Source organism: Hydrotalea sp., from assembly GCF_049968455.1.
GTDB lineage: Bacteria > Bacteroidota > Bacteroidia > Chitinophagales > Chitinophagaceae > Hydrotalea.
This window is the reverse complement of the sequence record NZ_JBMFQT010000015.1, coordinates 1-17,433: the sequence shown is the minus strand read 5'-3', so window position 1 is coordinate 17,433 and position 17,433 is coordinate 1. Positions and strand designations below refer to the sequence as shown.

Here is a 17,433-nt window from a genome sequence, read left to right as displayed (position 1 = left end):
AAAAGGTTTTTAAAAAAAAGGTTTTTAATGAATGTTTTTTTTATTGCCCAATGGTTATTGTGTGTAATGCACGTAATAAGCAAGTGTACTATTTATTCAAAGAATGTGCCAGACACTAAGGGGGTATTAAATGGGTAATGAAGCATAGTATTGATACCCTTTTCTTGGTTGGTAACATCATGTAATAACGCCATTTTTTTAATAAACCGGGGGGCGAATGGCTTACTATTTCATTCGGGATTAGTTCTATACAAGTAGCTATCAACAGCGTTGTGTAACGCTGTTGAGTCGAAGAAGGGTCGAAGCGGGTAAGTAGAAGGGCCAATGATTTTGATAAACAAACTAACGTAACTTGAGGTATATTATTTAAGCAGCACCGGAACCATCATTTACTTTAAGGGTATTAAAACTTAGGCCAAAGCCAGTACCTTAGTGTAGTTGTAAATAGAGTGCATTAACATTCACTACATTCTTAAATTAATAGCATTGTATGGGTATATGTAATGTTCAAAAAATGTATAAATATGACTACTAAAACAGTATTAGTAACCGGAGCAGCCGGTAATTTGGGTAAAGCAGTAGTACAAAAATTTGCTATCGAGGCATACAGTGTGTACGCATTAGTGCATTCAATAACTCAAATAGATACTTGGAAAGATTTACCAGTTACACAATTGCCAACCGATTTATTAAACGAACACAATTGCCAAACTAGCATTAACACAGTTATTGCTGCAACCAAGCATATTGATGTAGCTGTATTAACGGCTGGCGGCTTTACAATGGGCACAATTGCAGATACTGATTTGAACAAAATGCAACAACAAATGGCACTTAATTTTGAAACAGCGTATAATATTGCCCGCCCGGTTTTTTTACAAATGCTACAACAAAATAATGGACATTTATTTTTAACTGGCTCAAAGGCAGGTTTAAATACACAACATGCAAAAGGGGTAACCGCTTATGGATTGTCGAAATCGTTATTATTCCGATTAGCCGAAATTATGCAGGCAGAGGCAAACGGCACACAAGTGCATATTCACGTAATTGTACCCAATATTATTGATACACCACAAAACAGAGCTGCCATGCCTAATGCCGATTTTTCTAAATGGACATTACCCGAAACCATAGCAGATAAAATTTATGCCATTGTTAATTCGAACAGTATTGAACCTATGGTAATTATGGTTTAATGAACTTGTGTAAATTTTTTTGATGGTTAGCTGAAAATGCTATTTGTAACCTTCAATACAAAATCACTAATTTAAGTGTATCAAATTTGTACAATGGTTAATACTTTACAACAACATTGGGAACAGGTGTATAGCACCAAACAACCCCATGAGGTTAGTTGGACACAGGAAATACCTGCTACTTCATTACAGTTCATACATACTTTTCAATTATCCAAAACAGCAAAAATTATTGATATTGGCGGTGGCGACAGTAAGCTAGTTGATTATTTATTGCAAGAAGGTTTTGAAAATATTACCGTTTTAGATATTTCCGCTACTGCATTGGAAAAAGCCAAAAAAAGACTGGGTGCAAATGCCGCTAAAGTGAAATGGATTGTGAGTGATATAAATAATTTTGAACCTTCAGAAACATATGATGTTTGGCACGATAGAGCTACTTTTCATTTCTTAACAACTGCCGAACAAGTGCATGCTTATTTAGAAAAAGCTCGAAAAGCAGTAAGTAATTATTTAACCATTGGTACATTTTCAGATAAAGGCCCTGATAAATGCAGTGGTTTGCCGGTACATAAGTATAGTGAAGATGAATTAACAAATGAGTTGCAAATGGGGTTTGCGAAAATTCGCTGTATTACAGAAGACCATTTAACACCGTTTCATACCGTTCAAAACTTTTTGTTCTGTAGTTTTAAAAAGAAACAAATAGCTTAGTTGCAGCAGGTTAAAAAGCTGCAAATAGGCAATCATTCATCTATACAATGAAATTTCTTTGTAACAATTGAATGCTTTGTTGTTGCTTACAATTAGCCAATTTAAAGGATATGTTGTGCGAAGAATAAAAAACTTTCATATTATTTTTATTCATTAATGGCTACTACTTTGTAAAGTGCTAATTCGTTTTTTATCTGTAGGTATTCATATCAATTATAGGATAAACTATGTTAAATGACACTATGTAAAATTGTTTTTGCCATATTGGTAGTATTTGTATTCGGTGCTTGCAGCCATTCGTATAAGATGCAATTTGCCTTAACTAAAAATTATACTCCGGATGATAAAGCATTGTATGATACAATTTTTCATTTAGATAGTTTGTTTTTTAGTCATTATAACCAATGTACTACTGAGTTGCCACAATATGCCAACTTTTATGATGATAGTATAGAGTTTTATCACGACAAAAGTGGATTATCAACTTCCAAAAAGGCTATTGTTGAGGCAACGCAAAAAAACATTTGTGGTAAAGTAACCCGCGAATTAGTAAAAGGCAGTATGGAAGTATATCCAATTCCCCATTTTGGGGCTATTGAAATAGGCTTACATATTTTTCATAACAATCAGGAACCATTGCCTAAACACCCTAACCAAAGCCGATATACCATTATTTGGAAAAAATATCCTAATGCTTGGAAGATTTATCGAGTAATTAGTTTGCATTAGGGTTTTCATACAGGTTCATGATACAAAATGATGCATCCCGCAATATTTTGCTAATTTTGCCCTCTACTATTTTCAATTTTTAAAAATAACTATATGCCCGGTTTTGAATTATTTGGCGAAGAAGAAAAAAAACAAGTGAATGAGGTACTGGAAACCGGTATCTTAATGCGTTATGGATTTGATGGTGCACGTAAAGGTATTTGGAAGGCAAAAGAATTAGAAACCGCCATTACACAAACATTTGGCTGTAATTATGCACAGTTAACCAGTAGCGGAACAGCCGCATTAACTACTGCAATGGCTGCTTTAGGTATAGGGGTAGGTGATGAAGTAATTATGCCTGCTTTTACGTTTGTTGCTAGTTTTGAAGCGGTGTTAAGTGTTGGCGCAATACCCGTTTTAGTAGATGTAGATGAAACATTAACACTGAATCCTGCTGCAGTTGAGGCTGCCATTACCCCAGCCACAAAATGTGTAATGCCGGTACATATGTGTGGAAGCATGGCCGATTTAGACGCTTTAAAAGCAATATGCCAAAAACATCATTTGTTTTTATTGGAAGATGCCTGCCAAAGCATTGGCGGAACTTATAAAGGAAAAGCATTGGGTACTATTGGCGATGCAGGTACTTTTTCATTTGATTTTGTGAAAACCATTACCTGTGCAGAAGGTGGAGTGGTAATGACCAATAGTGAGTCAATATATGAAAAATGTGACGGATATACCGATCATGGGCACGACCATAGAGGGGTTGATCGGGGTGCAGATGAACATCCGTTTTTAGGCTATAACTTTCGCATTAGTGAATTGCATGCCGCTGTAGGATTAGCGCAAATTAAAAAACTGCCTCAGTTCTTAGCTATTCAACGCAGTAATTATGCTCAATTAAAAAGTATTCTGGAAAAAATTCCGGCTATTAGTTTCAGGTCCATTCCTGATTCTTCCGGTGATAGTTGCACTTTTTTAAGTTGGTTTTTGCCAACTGAAAATATTACACGTGCTGTTGTTGCCGAAATGAAAGCACAAGGCATATTAGCGGGCAATTTTTATTGGTTCGATAATAACTGGCATTACATACGCAAATGGCACCATTTAAAAAATGGTGTAGCATTGAATGCGCTGAATGCAGGCCAGCAAGCGGCTTTGCAAAAAATTCAATCGCAAGAATTTGCAGCAAGTGATGCTGTAATGAGTCGTTGCATATCAACTTCAATTAGTTTGTTGTGGACACCTGAACAAATTGCAGAAAAAGGTGCTAAAATGGTTGCAGCTATTGAAAAGGTTTTACAACAACACACTGTTAATGCATAAATAATAACTGTTTAATACATGGCACTTTATCCATACAAAGGCAGTGTTATGCCGGGTTGGCAACGCAAATTATTTTATGCCATTATACTATTAAATATTGCTTTTGTTGCCTTTCAAATTGCGGTATTTGTTCATGGACACGACAAGCGGAGTATTTTCAACATGCTGTATGCATTATTGTTAATAGGCTATTGTGTATTACGATTAAGCAGTACCAAACATCCACGGCATTATTTGATAGTTGATGAAGAAGGTATTACATGGCATTTCCCTTTTTTTGAAGCAGCGGAAACGTACCATTGGTCTGGCATGAATGCGGTTGAAATACAGCCTAATAACTTGTCTTTATATTTACGCAATGGGCAGCAGGCAAAAATTAATTTAGAATTAGGCTATGAGCCGAAGCAAATTCAGCAGATTATTACAGCGGTTAAGCAACAAGCAAAAGACAAAGGTGTTACTATTCGGGGTTAATGGTGTTGGGTAATTTGCCCTCTAATTTATTTACATATTGATAACTACCCAGCCTAAAACGCAGGGGTATTTTAGTTTTTTGCTCCCACTTCCATTCTTGACGGCAAAAAAAGGGCAAATGTTGGGTATAAAAATTGGGTTTAAGATTGTAAGGCATTGTATGCAAAGTATCGGCAAAAGCTGTAGTATACTTCGTTTCCAAAGATTGTGCATGTGCATGTACAGCAGTAATTAACAGTAAATTGAGGAGTAAACCGAATACTTTCGTAACCATGTTGCCTGCATTGTTTGTAAATTTACCGCGATTTTGTGTAGGCTGCATGATTTGTTTAGCTAAATAGCGAACAAAACGTTGCAGTGTGCGACGCAACCGGTGTTCAATAGCAATGCAAAAGCCGGTAACATAAAAAAAATTTGAGGAAGCAACAATTATGGCATTAAGTCAGGGTTTACAGCAAAAGTTACTACAAAAATTATCGCCTCAACAAATTCAGTTAATGAAGTTGTTACAGGTGCCTACCGCATATTTGGAAGATAGAATTAAGGAAGAAATGGAAGAAAATCCGGCGCTTGAAATGGAGGAACAGGAACATGATGAGGGTATGGAACCGGAATTGGTAGATGAATTTGATAGCAGTAATGAAGAAGATTTTGATAAAGATGGGAGTGAGGATGAATATGAGAATTTAGATTTAAGTGAATATGTGGCTGATGAAGATGGAGAAATTGCCGATTATAAAATGCGGGATGAAAATTATCCGGAATTGGATGATGCAAAAGTAATTCCCATTAAAAGTGAAACCAGCTTTTATGAATTACTGGTGCAACAATTGGGTTTGCTGCATTTAGATGATAGGCAGTATAAAATTGCTGAACAAATTATTGGTAGTTTGGATGATGATGGTTATTTGCGGCGCGAAATTTCATCGATAGTGGATGATTTGGCATTTAGGCAAAATATTGATACCAATGAAAAAGAAGTAGAGGCATTAATAAAAAAAATTCAACAGTTTGATCCGCCGGGGGTAGCTGCCCGCAATTTGCAGGAATGTTTATTGCTGCAATTAGAAAGAAAGAAACATGAAGGACATTCTGTTGAATTGGCCATTGAAATTTTGCAAAAATATTTTGATGAGTTTACCAAGAAGCATTACGAAAAAATTCAGCGCGGCATGAATTTAACTGATGAGGAATTAAAAGAAGTAATGCAACAAATTATAAAACTAAATCCGAAACCGGGCGGTGATGCCGGCGAAACCAACAAGGCCGATACTTATATAATACCCGATTTTTTTATTTTTAATAATGCAGGAAGACTTGAACTAAGTTTGAATAATAAAAATGCACCCGATTTACGTATTAGCGATACTTATAGAGAAATGATGCGTGAGTATGAGCGGGGCAGTAAAAAGGATAAACGCCAAAAAGAAGCTGTTTTGTTTATTAAACAAAAAATTGATTCGGCAAAATGGTTTATAGATATGATAAAACAGCGCCAGCAAACTTTAATGGTTACCATGGAAGCCATTATGAACCACCAGAAAGAGTTTTTTTTAACGGGCGATGAAACCAATTTAAAGCCCATGATTTTAAAAGATATTGCCGAAAAAACCGGATTAGATATTTCAACTGTAAGTAGGGTAGCCAATAGCAAATTTGTGCAAACAGAATTTGGTACCTACCGCTTAAAATACTTTTTCAGTGAAAGCTTGAGTACAGATAGTGGCGAAGAAGTTAGTACCCGTGAGGTTAAAAAAATACTGAGCGATTTAATTGAAGGAGAAGATAAACGTAAGCCTTTAAGTGACGAACAATTAACTGATTTATTAAACCAAAAAGGCTATAATATAGCACGGCGAACCGTTGCAAAATACCGAGAACAATTGAATATACCGGTAGCGCGTTTGCGTAAACAATTATAAAATGATGGCAGAAAATACAGAACAACAATATAACCCCACTGCAAGTTTATGGCTGGTTTTCCCGGCTAAAGTTTTATCGTATTTGTTTCATCCGTTATTTATACCTACTTATTTTTTTCTTTATTTGGTGTATCGTTTTCCTTTTTTGTTTACCGATATTACCGTGTATCAGCTTAAGTTAAAGGTGTTTAGTGTATTTTGGATGACGGCTTTTTTCCCTGCCTTTGGTGTGTTTTTGTTATACAAATTAAAGTTTATTCAAGGTATTTATTTGCGAACAGCCAAGGAACGCATTGCGCCCTACATGATTACCATGTTTTTTTATTGGTGGATGTATTACTTAAGTAAAAACATGAGTAACCAGCCCGATGCCTTGCAGTATTTTTATTTCGGTATTTTTATTTCTACATCAATAGGTTTGGTAATTAATAATTTTATTAAAATTAGTTTACACGGTATTGCAATGGGCAGCTTGTTAACTGCCATGATTTTGTTATCGTTTTATTATCATGCACCAATGGGTTTAGCTATAAGTATTACGGCTGTAATTGCCGGTTTAGTAAGTAGCAGTCGTTTATTACTGAATGAACATACCAATCAGGAAATGTATGCAGGGTTAATATTGGGAATTGCCTGCCAATTAATTGGATATTTTTTTGTAATGTAGTAAACAATGATAATTGGTGGTTAAGTTCCATCAATTGTATAGGCTAATAACAGGGTTTATTATGTTTATTCGCTTGTAGCTTGAACAATAATTTTGGGAATCATTGTAATTTTTGATTTTACGGAATTAGAAATTAAACAGGCGGCTTCTGACTTTTGTAAAACTCTTTCTGCCCGCTCTCTATCTCTTTCTTCGGTAATAATAAGTGTAGGTTCCAGCAACACTTCACTCATCATGAATTTGCCATCAACTTGCTCTAATTTTCCTTTTGAACTACAACTAAAATGGGTGTACGTTAGTTTCGAGTTTTCGGCAATAGCCAAAAAGGTAGTCATTAAGCAACTACTTACTGCTGCCGTAAACAAATGTTCCGGCGACCAAATGCCGGGCATTCCTTTAGGAAAGTCGGGTGGGGTAGCTACTTCAATACAACTTCCTGATGCATTGTTCAATTCGGGTGAACACATAATTCCTTTGCGTTCTGAATTCCAGGTTACATCAACCTGATAAAAATGTGGTTCCATAATGATTAATTTTGAATACAAGTGTTCATTGATTTATTAATGATGTCTGTTTTAATAAATTGCTGATAAGCGTTCTTAGGCCACTCAATAGGGGGTAGTTGAATAACTGTAAATAATGTTTTTGGTGGCTGCGAAAGTAGTTTTAAGGTGAATTTTTCCTCTAATTGTTTAAGCTCATTTAATTGGCATGGGTTTAGTTTTTGTTGAATTGCCAATTTGCCCATTTCGTCAATGCGTTGTGGTTTAATACCCGGATTTAATTGCACGGCTACTGTTTTACCGTTATCTATGCGTTGAGCAATGAAAAGATAGGGGATGGAATCATTAATGCGAAAAGAATTATACTGGTACCTACCACCACTTAAAAAAATGCCAATATCTGCAAGGCATGGGGAGGATTTGCTGATGATGCGTGTATTGGTTCTGTCAATTATACTGTCGGGATATAAAGTATATAAAGCTTGTTGTAAGCTTATAAATCCCATAGCTAGTCCATCGCATAAATGACCATGCAGTTTTTCGGCGTCATTTAAGGTAATAACTTGTTGATGTGTTAATCTTCCTTTAGAGAAATCTGTATCAACAACTTTTATGGACGGGTTTTGTGCAAATACTGTTTGTACTAAGAATAGTGGGAAAAGTAGGATTATTGTTTTCATATTATTTGTTTAAATTTCTTCTTCACAATCTTCACAGTCCATTTCAAATTCCAATGTGCTGTGTTGAATATTGGCATGTTCTAACAAATGTTTAATGTTTTGTTTTATTGTTGTAATGGTATTTATGTTAGTGTTATTTGCTACAACAATATGGGCTGTGAGGGCATTGTAAGTTGTGCTAATAGCCCAAATATGTAAATGATGCACACCAATTACACCGGGTAGCGCTTCCATTTGCTTTTGTAAGTTGGCAACGTTAATGCCTTTAGGTACAGCATCAATGCTTAAACTAAAACTATCTTTCAATAGTTCAAGCGTACTAAATAAAATTACAATGGCAATGGCAATACCTAAAGCTGCATCTAACCAATACCAATGCGTGAACATAATAACAATCCCCGCAATTACCACACCCAATGAAACAATTGCATCGGTAGCCATATGTAAATAAGCGCCTTTTACGTTTAAATCTTTTTCTTTGTCTTTTAGAAAAAGCAAAGCGGTGGCGGCATTTATAAAAATACCAATAGCAGCAACAATGGCCATATTTTCACCATTGGTTTTTTCGGGTATTTTAAAACGAGCAATACTTTCCCAAATTATAGCCACGATTCCGATTAACAGTATAATGGCATTGAGTAAGGAAACTTGCACCGAGGTTTTCCTATAACCATAAGTGAAATTTTGTGTTGCTTTTGATTTAGAAAGTTTAAATGCCAGCATGGCTAATAATAAACTGGCTACATCACTTAGGTTATGTCCTGCATCAGAAAGTAAAGCCATAGAGTTATAATAAAACCCTGAAATGACTTCTATAACAACAAATACAGTGTTTAATAGGATGCCAATGATAAAAGCCTTGTTTAAATTGCTGATAATAGGCTTATGTTCATGATGATGGTCGTGCATGTAACTTTTTTTAGCAAAACCGGCAAAATGTACCGTAGTATAAATTTCCTAATTTATTTTGTATGTTAAAATTATTTTATTTATGCAACAGGGTTTCTTTTTAATTGTCTGCAAGTATTTATCTTGCTAAATAACCACCATCAATGGCATAATAACTGCCGGTAACAAAAGAAGCCGCATCACTGGCCAGCCATTCAATTAAAGCGGCCACCTCTTCACTTTTACCTAATCGGCCAATAGGGTGTAAGGCTATAATTTGTTGTTTTAACGAGGCATCAAGGCCATTTAATAAAGGTGTATCAATAAAGCCTGGGCCAACTGCATTAATACGAATATTTTTTGCGGCATATTCCAAAGCGGCGGTTTGTGTTAAACCAATTATGCCATGTTTTGCAGCCGTGTAAGCTGCTGCATTTGCAAAACCCACGGAGCCAAGAATGGAAGAAATATTTACAATACTACCTCCACCACTATTTAGCATGGCTTGAATTTGGTATTTCATGCCAAAGAAAATGCTGTTTAAATTAATGTTAATTACTTTCAACCATCCCTCAATGCTCATGTCGGCTACAGCATTGCTTTCACCACCAATGCCTGCATTATTCACTGCAATATGTAAAGCTCCAAAACTTTTAACTGTTTGAAATATTAATGCTTCCATTTCAGTTGCATTACCAACATCTGCTTTAAAAAATAGGGCCTTACCGCCATTGCTGTTAATAGAATTTGCCAAAGCTATTCCTTCAACTTCCTGAATATCGGATATCACCACTTTTGCTCCTTGTTTAGCTAATAATTCTGCGGTGGCTTTGCCAATGCCGGATGCTGCACCGGTAATAACAGCAACTTTATTATTCATGGTCATTGTTTTCAATTTTAAGTGAAATTAAAATGTTGCTAACAATTCAAAAATGACCAATGTCATTATGCAATACATCTAAGTTAAGCATATTTTAAAATGATGGCTAGTTGTCCTGCATGATAGGCTGTATGTGATATTATTCTGCCTAAAGCTGCAGCTTTGGTTTTGGTACCAAATTCTTTTGTTGTAATTGATTCTTCCCAGGCTTCATTAGGTTGTTGTTCAATGACTAATTTTAACTGGTTGAATGCTTCTTCCTGAAATTGTATTAATGCACTTAAGTTAGTCCATTCACCTGTGTCGTGTTGTGCTATGATTGTTTTTGCGTGAATATTAATATTTGTTGCACCAAATACATTTTTGGCAAACAACATTTCTACTTCTGCTATATGCCTTATTAAGAATCCTACACTATTTTGCGTGCCTATCAGTTTTTTTGAAAGTGATGTTTCGTCAATTTTTAATAATAGATTTGCAAATCTTGTACGAGCCTCTAACCAGGTGGTTAATAAAGTTTCAGTTGTAGTCATTATTGAATATTTATAAGATTATATTAAACAAGTATCCTGATAGTATCATGAAAAATGCAATGGTACCAAAGTAAATGGCAATTAACTTCCAGTTCATTACCTTTTTCAATAACATAGCTTCGGGTAATGATAGCCCAATAACCCCCATCATAAATGCAATTGCAGTTCCTAGCGGCACGCCCTTTGCAACCAATACCTGTATAACCGGAATTACGCCGGCGGCATTACTATACATGGGAACACCCATTATTACTGCTAAAGGTACTGCATACCATTGGCCTTTATTAATATAGTGTTCAAAAAAACCGGTAGGTAAAAAGCCATGCATAGCGCCACCTATTGCAATGCCTACAATAATATAAATGGATACATTTTTTACAATGTTTAAAGCTTCTTTTAGTATGCCGGGAAATCTTTTTTTCAATGAAATATGTTCTACTTCTAAAGCCTCTTCGGTGTGAGCATTTGTAATTATATTTTGAACCCAGGGGGTTAAATGTTTTTCTAATTTTAATTTTCCTAAAGTAAATCCCCCTATTATACCTAGAACAATTCCTGTGATTACATATAATGCAGTTACTTTAAAGCCAAAAGCTCCCGCAAAAATGGCAATGGCAACTTCGTTTACCAATGGTGCAGTAATTAAATAGGTGAATGTTATTCCTAAAGGAATTCCACCTTTTACAAAGCCAATGAATAGTGGAACAGAGGAACACGAACAAAAGGGTGTAATTACTCCAAAACTTGATGCAAAAATATATTCCAAGCCATAAAGTTTATTTCTACTTAAATAATTACGAATTTTTTCAACCGGGAAATAGGCATTAACAATACCCATAATGGTGGTAATGATAAAAAGTAAAATGAAAATTTTTAATGTATCAAACACAAAAAAATTCAATGATTCACCTAATCGGCTGTTTGCCGGAATTGCAAACACACTATAAATTAGCCAGTCTGCAAAATTTTGTAACCAATCAAACATAAAATATTTGTTTTTAAATTTTATCAACAATTGTTGTTTGCATTGCTATTACAACATCCACTATCGCCTTGCGTAAAGTCATTTGAAGTATCGCAACAGCCACTTGCTTGTTCATTATTCATTATGCTTGCTGTGTTCCCTTTTACCGGAAATCCTTTTTGTACCCAACGCACAATGCCGTGTTGCATGTTTACAACAAGATTAGGATTGTATTCATGGTTAATTAGAAAGCCGGCTGCACGTAAACTGCGTCCTCCGCTTTTGCATACCATTACCATTTTTTGGTTTTTCGGTAATTCCTGAAATCGATCTTCGAATTCAGATAAAGGAATGTTGACAATATTGGGTACATTAAAAGCTAATAAGTCAACTTCTTCCTTTTCTCTAACATCTACTAATAAAGCACCTTCTTTTACCCATTTTTGTGTGGTAGTTGGGCAAATTTCTTTTACTAAATTTTGTGTTTTCATTTTCATTTATTGCATTAGTAATTGTTTAATTTCATTTATGTCGGCTACACGACCTTTTACAACTGCCACTTCATTAATCATTAATACAGGCGTTGTTAATACATTGTACTGCATCATGGTTTCTATATCTTCTATTTTTTGCACTTCGGCATCAATACCGGTTTGTTTTATTGCTTCTAAAACATTGTTATAAGTGGTTTTACACTTGGGGCATCCGGGGCCTAAAACTTTGATATTTGTTTTCATATACTGTTTGTTTTATCGTTTTTTTACGATTGGTTTGATTAAAAAAATTATGAGAAAAAGTTTGTGAAATATTGTTTTGCTTCCATCCAAGCTTCTTTATTTATGCAATATTTTATACGAGGGGGCATTACATTTCCTTGAATTAAACCGGCATCTTTTAATTCTTTCAAATGTTGCGATATGGTTGATTGTGCTAAAGGAATTTCTTCTGTAAACTCTCCCGTAAAACAGCAAGCTTGTTGATCGAGAAATTTTAAAATTCTTATTCTAATAGGATGCGCTAGGGCCTTGGCATACCGGGCAATTTTTTCTTCCTGAATAGAATAATCAATAGGGGCGGCTGTTCTTTGCATATTTCTTAAATAGTTCATCGCAAATTTACGATGAATATTTTTTGGTTTTTTGTGATAATTGTCACATTGCTGCGAAATAGCAATGCAGCCAATTGCAAGATGTGTGAAAGTTAGAAGTTTGGATAGTGTTATTGTCTATTTTATTGAGCTTAGTGTTCCTTCATTTTTCTTTTGGCTTTTTTTAGCCACGCTAATTAATAGTACCGGCAATAAAATAAGATTAGTTAAGGTACCCATTACCAAGGTAAATGATGTTAACCAACCCAAAACTTGTGTGCCGCCAAAGTTGCTAAAGCAAAAAATAACAAATCCGGCAATGAGTACCAACGAGGTATAAATAATACTTACACCGGTATAGCGAATGGTTTGAACAATAGTTTGCTTAACCTGGCCGTTGTAGTGTGGCAATTCTTGCTTGTAATTAACCAGAAAGCGAATAGTAACATCAATTACAATACCTAATGCCACGCTAAATACCAATACGGTTGAAGGTTTTAAAGGAATATTCAACCATCCCATTAATCCTGCAGTAATAACCAATGGAATAAGGTTAGGAATTAAAGAGCAAATTAAAATGCGCATTGATTTAAAAAGTAAAAACATGGCAAGCGCAATTAATAAAAATGCCCAAAAAATACTGTCTTTTAAACCATGAATAATAAAGCTGGAACCTTCTAAAAAGGTAATACTACTTCCGGTAAAAGTAATTTTATAATCGGCTGTATCGAAAATTTTATCTGCTTTTTGTTGAAACTGATGAATGAGTTGTTGCAATTCAGTGCTACCTACATCTTTCATATTCACACTAATACGTGCTTTTTCTTTATCGGCATCCATAAAACTATTCATCAGTTTACTAAAGCCCGATTTATTAGAAGTGTCTGCCTTTGCACGTAAATAAGGTGCCAAAAAAATCATATCACTTTCATAGGGTACGGCATAGCTGGCACTATCACCATCAAAGTAAGCTTGCTTGGCAAATTTTAAACCTTGCACAATAGATAATGGTTTTGCCGTGTTGGGGTTGTGTGCAATGTATTGCGAAAATTCATCAATTTTTTGCAAAGGCCGCGTTGAGCGCACCAAGCCCATTTTCTTTTTTGTATCTACAATAATCTCCAAGGGCATAATGCCTTTAAAATTGTTTTCAAACCATTTTAAGTCGGTATAAATTTTATCGTTTTTGGGAAGGTCATCCACAATATAACTTTCACTTTTCAATCGAAAGATACCTGCAATAGCAATAATGGTAACTACTATGGTTACACCATACACCCATTTAGCATGATATAATGCCCAACGTTCAATGTTTACTAATATTTTTTCTAATATTTTATTGTCTAAATAACGAATGTGCCTTGCTTTAGGGGCAGGTAAAAAACTGAGAATAATTGGAATAAAAATGAGCGAGATAAAAAACAATAGCATGATATTAATACCCGATACAACACCAAACTCTTTTAGTAGCTGGCTTTTGGTAAGGGCAAAAACAGCAAACCCAATTGCTGCGGCCAAATTGCAAAAAAGGGTAACAATACCCATACGGCCAATCATTTGTATAAGGGCTTGCTCTTTGTTGCCCGTATCGCGGTAAGCCAAATGATATTTGTTTAAAAAATAGATACAATTGGGGATGCCAATTACTACTATTAATGAGGGAATAAGTGCAGTGAGCAAAGTGATTTTATAGCCTACCAACACCATAGTTCCTAAAGTACTAACCACACCGAAACCCACCACTAACAAACTCATAAGCGTAGTGCTTAATGAGCGGAAAAATAGAAACAAAGTAATGGCCGATAATAGAAATGAACCAAAAATAAACCCGTTCATTTCCTGCTTGATACGATTACTTATAACTGTTCGAATGTAAGGTAAGCCACTAATATGCGCTTGAAGTCCGGATTGCTGTTCGAACCGTTGAATTTTTTGCTGAATGCGTTGTATTAAAAAAGTACGGGCTTTGCTATTTACCGTATCATTGTTTAAGGTAACTGCCATTAAATAGGCATGCGTATCGGGGTTATATAGTAGGTTTCGGTAAAAGGGTAAATTATTGAATTGATCTACTGCAACATTCAAACTATCTTGTTGGGTGTAGGGATAGTGAAATATTTTTTGGGGAACCAAAGCTTCAGTAGCACTATCTTTTATTAGATTAAAAGCATCTGGTATACTTAATACATTTTGTACTGCGGAAATGGTTTTCAGTGATTTGCCCAAAGCTGCAACTGCATTGAAAACCTTAGGTGTGTAAAAGGTGCTATCCTGAATTCCTATAACCATAACACCCGCATCGCTTCCAAACTTTTTTAGGAAAGATTCATATTCCTGGTATTTTTTATTATTAGTGGGGATGGCTTTGGTAAAATCATAACTCATTTGCACTTTGCTGGCTTGCCAACTCATAAAACCAATAAATAGAAGCAAAGCCACCAATAAAACAATCTTATTTTTTAGAATAAACTTACCTAAGGTATACCACATGGTGCAGATTTAAAATTTTCTGATTGTGCAAATAAATAAAATAAAATGCAGACTGAGTCTTGTAGTACAATATTTACATTGCTTGTAGCCATATAAATACACTTTTATTAAAAAACGGAACTGATAAACTTTCGTTAAAAGTAGTTCGTACATTAGTGTCACAATTCCAATTTTCTATGAAGAACCCAACTCGCATATTGCTATGGGTGCTATTCTCAATGATGGGATATGCCCAACAATTGCAAGCGCAAGGTTTGTGCAATAGTAGTGCACTTCAACCTGTGTTCAAGCAAGATTTTGGAACTGCCGCTTCTTCTACTGCAACTTCAAAAGCACCTCCCGGTTCAACTAATTATAATTATGGTAATGTAGGTACTGATGGGAATTATATTGTTACCCCCTATGTACAAAATGCCAATAAAAGTGATTGGGCTAAAGGAGGCGACCATACCGGAAATGTAAATGGAAACATGTTTGTAGTGAATGCGGGTGGAAATAATTCCATTTATTTTAGAGATACCGTTAAAAACTTATGTGACGGATCTATTTTTAACTTTTCTGCTTGGTTAGCTAATGTTAACTCACCTAATACACAGTCAGTTTGCGGCAAATCATTGGTTTATGCACGAGTAATTTTTAATGTTAAAGATTTAAACGGCAACATTTTAGGAACTGTAACAACACCTAACCTTCCTTTATCGCCCGCTGCAGGTCCCTTGAATTGGAACCAATATGGTTTTCAATTTGCCTTGCCATCAGGCATGAATTCATTAGTACTTGAAATGGTAGATTTTTATGGCGGAGGTGCGCAATGCGGAAATGATTTGGCTTTGGATGATATATTATTTACTGCCTGTACCCCCAATGTAACAGCAAATATTACAACTGCTAATTCAGTATGTGTGGGTAGTAAAGCTAATATTGTAGCCAACTTAGTTAATAATCCTTTTACTGCTCCTGCTTACCAATGGCAAAAAAGTACTGACAATGGAGTTACTTGGCAAAATGTGGGTGCTCCTACTTCTAATGCCTCTTTCACCATTAACAGTGTTCAGTTATCAGATAATGGACTGTATCGTGTCTTAGTTGGTCCTAATGCCAATAGTTTAAGTAGTACTTCATGTATTACCGCTTCTAATAGTATTCAACTTTCAGTACATCCTGTACCTACCGTAACTGTACAATCAAACGGTCCAATATGTGCAGGAAATACACTTAATTTAACTTCTACAGTTAATGGAGGCGTTGCCGGAAATTATACTTATAGTTGGTCAGGTGCAAATGGGTTTACATCATCTGCTGCGAATCCTTCAATTGCAAATGCTACAGTAGCAGTGTCAGGGAATTACCAACTTACTTTAACAGATAATTTTGGTTGTTCTAATACAGCTCAGACCAATGCGACTGTTAATCCTTTACCGGTTGTAAATCCTATAACAGGGAATGATGGTGCTTGTTCCGGTACAACTGAACAACTCAGTAATAGTACTCCAGGTGGTATATGGAGCAGTAGTAATACCAGTGTAGCAACAATTGATAACACTGGAAAAGTAACAGCCATAGCAGCAGGTAATACAACCATTAGTTATACAGTTTCTAATCAGTATGGATGTAGTGTAAGCGTAAACAAAAACTTTACTGTTAATAGTGTAAAATTACCGCCAGCTATTACAGATTGTAATAATGGAACCATAAAATTTAGTGATGCTCCAAATGCCCCCACATATGGAAGTAACTCAGGAACCTATTTATGGACAGTTGCTGGTGGAAATACTAATTATGTTGCCGGAACTACTAATACTAGTGCATTTCCTCAAATAAAATTCGATAATAATTCAATTGATACTGTTACTGTTGCTTTCACAACTAATAATATTACTTGTACAGCAACAACAGTATTATATATTCGTTCAACTGCACCCATTACAGGCGGTGCAGACACTTTGTGTGTTGGTACTACTGTTTCATTTGTAAATCCTGTACCGGGCGGTACTTGGTCATCATCTAATACCAACGTTGCAACGATTAATCAATCAGGTTTGGTTACAGCCGTTGCAGCAGGTAATGCAACTTTAAATTATACGAATAGCTGCGGGCAAACAGTAAGTAGAAATATTGTTGTGCAAGCAAAACCGATAGTTAGCCCTATAAATGCTTCAACCAATTCTGTGTGTTTAGGTAATAATGTAACAGTTTCTACCACTTCAACCGGAGGGTTCTGGACAAGCAGTAATACGAGCATAGCTACAATTGATAGTTTAAATGGAACTATTAAGTTGCTGCAACCTGGTACAATTACTATTACTTATACCATAGAAAATAAATGTGGAATCGCTTCTCAGTCAATAAATATCACTGTCAACCCATTGCCGACGGTACAACCTATCAATAC

Annotated in this window: 19 protein-coding genes; 8 read left to right on the top strand and 11 right to left on the bottom strand. The window is 35.5% G+C overall.

Features of this window, described 5'->3' with window-relative positions; genetic code table 11:
• Window positions 1-524: 524 nt before the first annotated feature.
• From ACP5P5_RS10880 to ACP5P5_RS10860, 5 genes are all read left to right on the top strand, one after another.
• Complete coding sequence (locus tag ACP5P5_RS10880; RefSeq protein WP_428286138.1) at window positions 525-1,199, top strand: SDR family NAD(P)-dependent oxidoreductase; 675 nt, start codon at window positions 525-527, stop codon at window positions 1,197-1,199.
• A gap of 93 nt (window positions 1,200-1,292) precedes the next feature.
• A complete protein-coding gene (locus ACP5P5_RS10875; protein WP_428286137.1) occupies window positions 1,293-1,913 on the top strand; it encodes a class I SAM-dependent methyltransferase in 621 nt (206 codons plus the stop codon).
• 234 nt (window positions 1,914-2,147) lie between these two features.
• Window positions 2,148-2,642 (top strand): nuclear transport factor 2 family protein, encoded by a 495-nt coding sequence (locus ACP5P5_RS10870; RefSeq protein ID WP_428286136.1) that lies wholly within the window; start codon window positions 2,148-2,150, stop codon window positions 2,640-2,642.
• A gap of 93 nt (window positions 2,643-2,735) precedes the next feature.
• The gene (locus tag ACP5P5_RS10865; RefSeq protein ID WP_428286135.1) at window positions 2,736-3,953 is read left to right on the top strand and encodes a DegT/DnrJ/EryC1/StrS family aminotransferase; all 1,218 of its coding nucleotides are present in this window, start codon (window positions 2,736-2,738) and stop codon (window positions 3,951-3,953) included.
• Window positions 3,954-3,971: 18 nt separating this feature from the next.
• Entirely contained in the window at window positions 3,972-4,427 is a 456-nt protein-coding gene (locus ACP5P5_RS10860; protein WP_428286134.1) for a hypothetical protein, read from the top strand.
• Here the strand turns inward: ACP5P5_RS10860 and ACP5P5_RS10855 are convergent.
• On the bottom strand, window positions 4,414-4,749 hold the full coding sequence (locus tag ACP5P5_RS10855; protein ID WP_428286133.1) for a hypothetical protein: 336 nt from the start codon (window positions 4,747-4,749) through the stop codon (window positions 4,414-4,416). The two genes, ACP5P5_RS10860 and ACP5P5_RS10855, sit on opposite strands and share 14 nt — an antisense overlap.
• A 109-nt stretch (window positions 4,750-4,858) precedes the next feature.
• Here ACP5P5_RS10855 and rpoN point away from each other — a divergent pair, with 109 nt between their 5' ends.
• Complete coding sequence (gene rpoN / locus ACP5P5_RS10850) at window positions 4,859-6,349, top strand: RNA polymerase factor sigma-54 (RefSeq protein ID WP_428286132.1); 1,491 nt, start codon at window positions 4,859-4,861, stop codon at window positions 6,347-6,349.
• Window position 6,350: 1 nt separating this feature from the next.
• A complete protein-coding gene (locus tag ACP5P5_RS10845) occupies window positions 6,351-7,016 on the top strand; it encodes a hypothetical protein (RefSeq protein ID WP_428286131.1) in 666 nt (221 codons plus the stop codon).
• 65 nt (window positions 7,017-7,081) lie between these two features.
• Here ACP5P5_RS10845 and ACP5P5_RS10840 read toward each other — a convergent pair whose 3' ends face one another.
• The 10 genes from ACP5P5_RS10840 to ACP5P5_RS10795 form a co-directional block, all read right to left on the bottom strand.
• Window positions 7,082-7,540, bottom strand: coding sequence for an OsmC family protein (locus ACP5P5_RS10840; RefSeq protein ID WP_428286130.1), 459 nt, complete (start codon window positions 7,538-7,540; stop codon window positions 7,082-7,084).
• A 5-nt stretch (window positions 7,541-7,545) separates the two neighbouring features.
• Window positions 7,546-8,199 carry a formylmethanofuran dehydrogenase subunit E family protein gene (locus ACP5P5_RS10835; RefSeq protein WP_428286129.1) on the bottom strand — a complete coding sequence of 218 codons (654 nt, stop codon included), beginning with the start codon at window positions 8,197-8,199 and terminating at the stop codon, window positions 7,546-7,548.
• 9 nt (window positions 8,200-8,208) lie between these two features.
• On the bottom strand, window positions 8,209-9,108 hold the full coding sequence (locus tag ACP5P5_RS10830; RefSeq protein ID WP_428286128.1) for a cation diffusion facilitator family transporter: 900 nt from the start codon (window positions 9,106-9,108) through the stop codon (window positions 8,209-8,211).
• A gap of 118 nt (window positions 9,109-9,226) precedes the next feature.
• Complete coding sequence (locus ACP5P5_RS10825; RefSeq protein WP_428286127.1) at window positions 9,227-9,973, bottom strand: SDR family NAD(P)-dependent oxidoreductase; 747 nt, start codon at window positions 9,971-9,973, stop codon at window positions 9,227-9,229.
• A gap of 77 nt (window positions 9,974-10,050) precedes the next feature.
• Entirely contained in the window at window positions 10,051-10,500 is a 450-nt protein-coding gene (locus ACP5P5_RS10820) for a DinB family protein (protein ID WP_428286126.1), read from the bottom strand.
• Between the two features lie 10 nt (window positions 10,501-10,510).
• On the bottom strand, window positions 10,511-11,485 hold the full coding sequence (locus ACP5P5_RS10815) for a permease (RefSeq protein ID WP_428286125.1): 975 nt from the start codon (window positions 11,483-11,485) through the stop codon (window positions 10,511-10,513).
• A gap of 23 nt (window positions 11,486-11,508) precedes the next feature.
• On the bottom strand, window positions 11,509-11,955 hold the full coding sequence (locus tag ACP5P5_RS10810) for a rhodanese-like domain-containing protein (RefSeq protein WP_428286124.1): 447 nt from the start codon (window positions 11,953-11,955) through the stop codon (window positions 11,509-11,511).
• A 6-nt stretch (window positions 11,956-11,961) separates the two neighbouring features.
• Complete coding sequence (locus ACP5P5_RS10805) at window positions 11,962-12,201, bottom strand: thioredoxin family protein (RefSeq protein WP_428286123.1); 240 nt, start codon at window positions 12,199-12,201, stop codon at window positions 11,962-11,964.
• A gap of 47 nt (window positions 12,202-12,248) precedes the next feature.
• Window positions 12,249-12,554, bottom strand: a complete 306-nt coding sequence (locus ACP5P5_RS10800; RefSeq protein ID WP_111296798.1) for an ArsR/SmtB family transcription factor — start codon at window positions 12,552-12,554, stop codon at window positions 12,249-12,251.
• Between the two features lie 135 nt (window positions 12,555-12,689).
• Window positions 12,690-15,041: an efflux RND transporter permease subunit gene (locus ACP5P5_RS10795; protein ID WP_428286122.1), complete on the bottom strand. Its 2,352-nt coding sequence runs from the start codon at window positions 15,039-15,041 to the stop codon at window positions 12,690-12,692.
• Between the two features lie 176 nt (window positions 15,042-15,217).
• Here ACP5P5_RS10795 and ACP5P5_RS10790 point away from each other — a divergent pair.
• The coding region (locus ACP5P5_RS10790; RefSeq protein ID WP_428286121.1) for an Ig-like domain-containing protein at window positions 15,218-17,433 on the top strand (2,216 nt) is incomplete at its 3' end.

What these genes read in the sequence shown, in the direction of transcription:
- ACP5P5_RS10810 (WP_428286124.1), bottom strand. Translation starts at nt 11,955, where the DNA reads ATGAAAACACAAAATTTAGTAAAAGAAATTTGCCCAACTACCACACAA.
- ACP5P5_RS10805 (WP_428286123.1), bottom strand. Translation starts at nt 12,201, where the DNA reads ATGAAAACAAATATCAAAGTTTTAGGCCCCGGATGCCCCAAGTGTAAA.
- ACP5P5_RS10860 (WP_428286134.1), top strand. Translation starts at nt 3,972, where the DNA reads ATGGCACTTTATCCATACAAAGGCAGTGTTATGCCGGGTTGGCAACGC.
- ACP5P5_RS10880 (WP_428286138.1), top strand. Translation starts at nt 525, where the DNA reads ATGACTACTAAAACAGTATTAGTAACCGGAGCAGCCGGTAATTTGGGT.
- ACP5P5_RS10845 (WP_428286131.1), top strand. Translation starts at nt 6,351, where the DNA reads ATGATGGCAGAAAATACAGAACAACAATATAACCCCACTGCAAGTTTA.
- ACP5P5_RS10840 (WP_428286130.1), bottom strand. Translation starts at nt 7,540, where the DNA reads ATGGAACCACATTTTTATCAGGTTGATGTAACCTGGAATTCAGAACGC.
- ACP5P5_RS10830 (WP_428286128.1), bottom strand. Translation starts at nt 9,108, where the DNA reads ATGCACGACCATCATCATGAACATAAGCCTATTATCAGCAATTTAAAC.
- ACP5P5_RS10855 (WP_428286133.1), bottom strand. Translation starts at nt 4,749, where the DNA reads ATGCAGCCTACACAAAATCGCGGTAAATTTACAAACAATGCAGGCAAC.
- ACP5P5_RS10795 (WP_428286122.1), bottom strand. Translation starts at nt 15,041, where the DNA reads ATGTGGTATACCTTAGGTAAGTTTATTCTAAAAAATAAGATTGTTTTA.
- ACP5P5_RS10865 (WP_428286135.1), top strand. Translation starts at nt 2,736, where the DNA reads ATGCCCGGTTTTGAATTATTTGGCGAAGAAGAAAAAAAACAAGTGAAT.
- ACP5P5_RS10815 (WP_428286125.1), bottom strand. Translation starts at nt 11,485, where the DNA reads ATGTTTGATTGGTTACAAAATTTTGCAGACTGGCTAATTTATAGTGTG.
- ACP5P5_RS10835 (WP_428286129.1), bottom strand. Translation starts at nt 8,199, where the DNA reads ATGAAAACAATAATCCTACTTTTCCCACTATTCTTAGTACAAACAGTA.
- rpoN (WP_428286132.1), top strand. Translation starts at nt 4,859, where the DNA reads ATGGCATTAAGTCAGGGTTTACAGCAAAAGTTACTACAAAAATTATCG.
- ACP5P5_RS10820 (WP_428286126.1), bottom strand. Translation starts at nt 10,500, where the DNA reads ATGACTACAACTGAAACTTTATTAACCACCTGGTTAGAGGCTCGTACA.
- ACP5P5_RS10875 (WP_428286137.1), top strand. Translation starts at nt 1,293, where the DNA reads ATGGTTAATACTTTACAACAACATTGGGAACAGGTGTATAGCACCAAA.
- ACP5P5_RS10800 (WP_111296798.1), bottom strand. Translation starts at nt 12,554, where the DNA reads ATGCAAAGAACAGCCGCCCCTATTGATTATTCTATTCAGGAAGAAAAA.
- ACP5P5_RS10870 (WP_428286136.1), top strand. Translation starts at nt 2,148, where the DNA reads ATGACACTATGTAAAATTGTTTTTGCCATATTGGTAGTATTTGTATTC.
- ACP5P5_RS10825 (WP_428286127.1), bottom strand. Translation starts at nt 9,973, where the DNA reads ATGACCATGAATAATAAAGTTGCTGTTATTACCGGTGCAGCATCCGGC.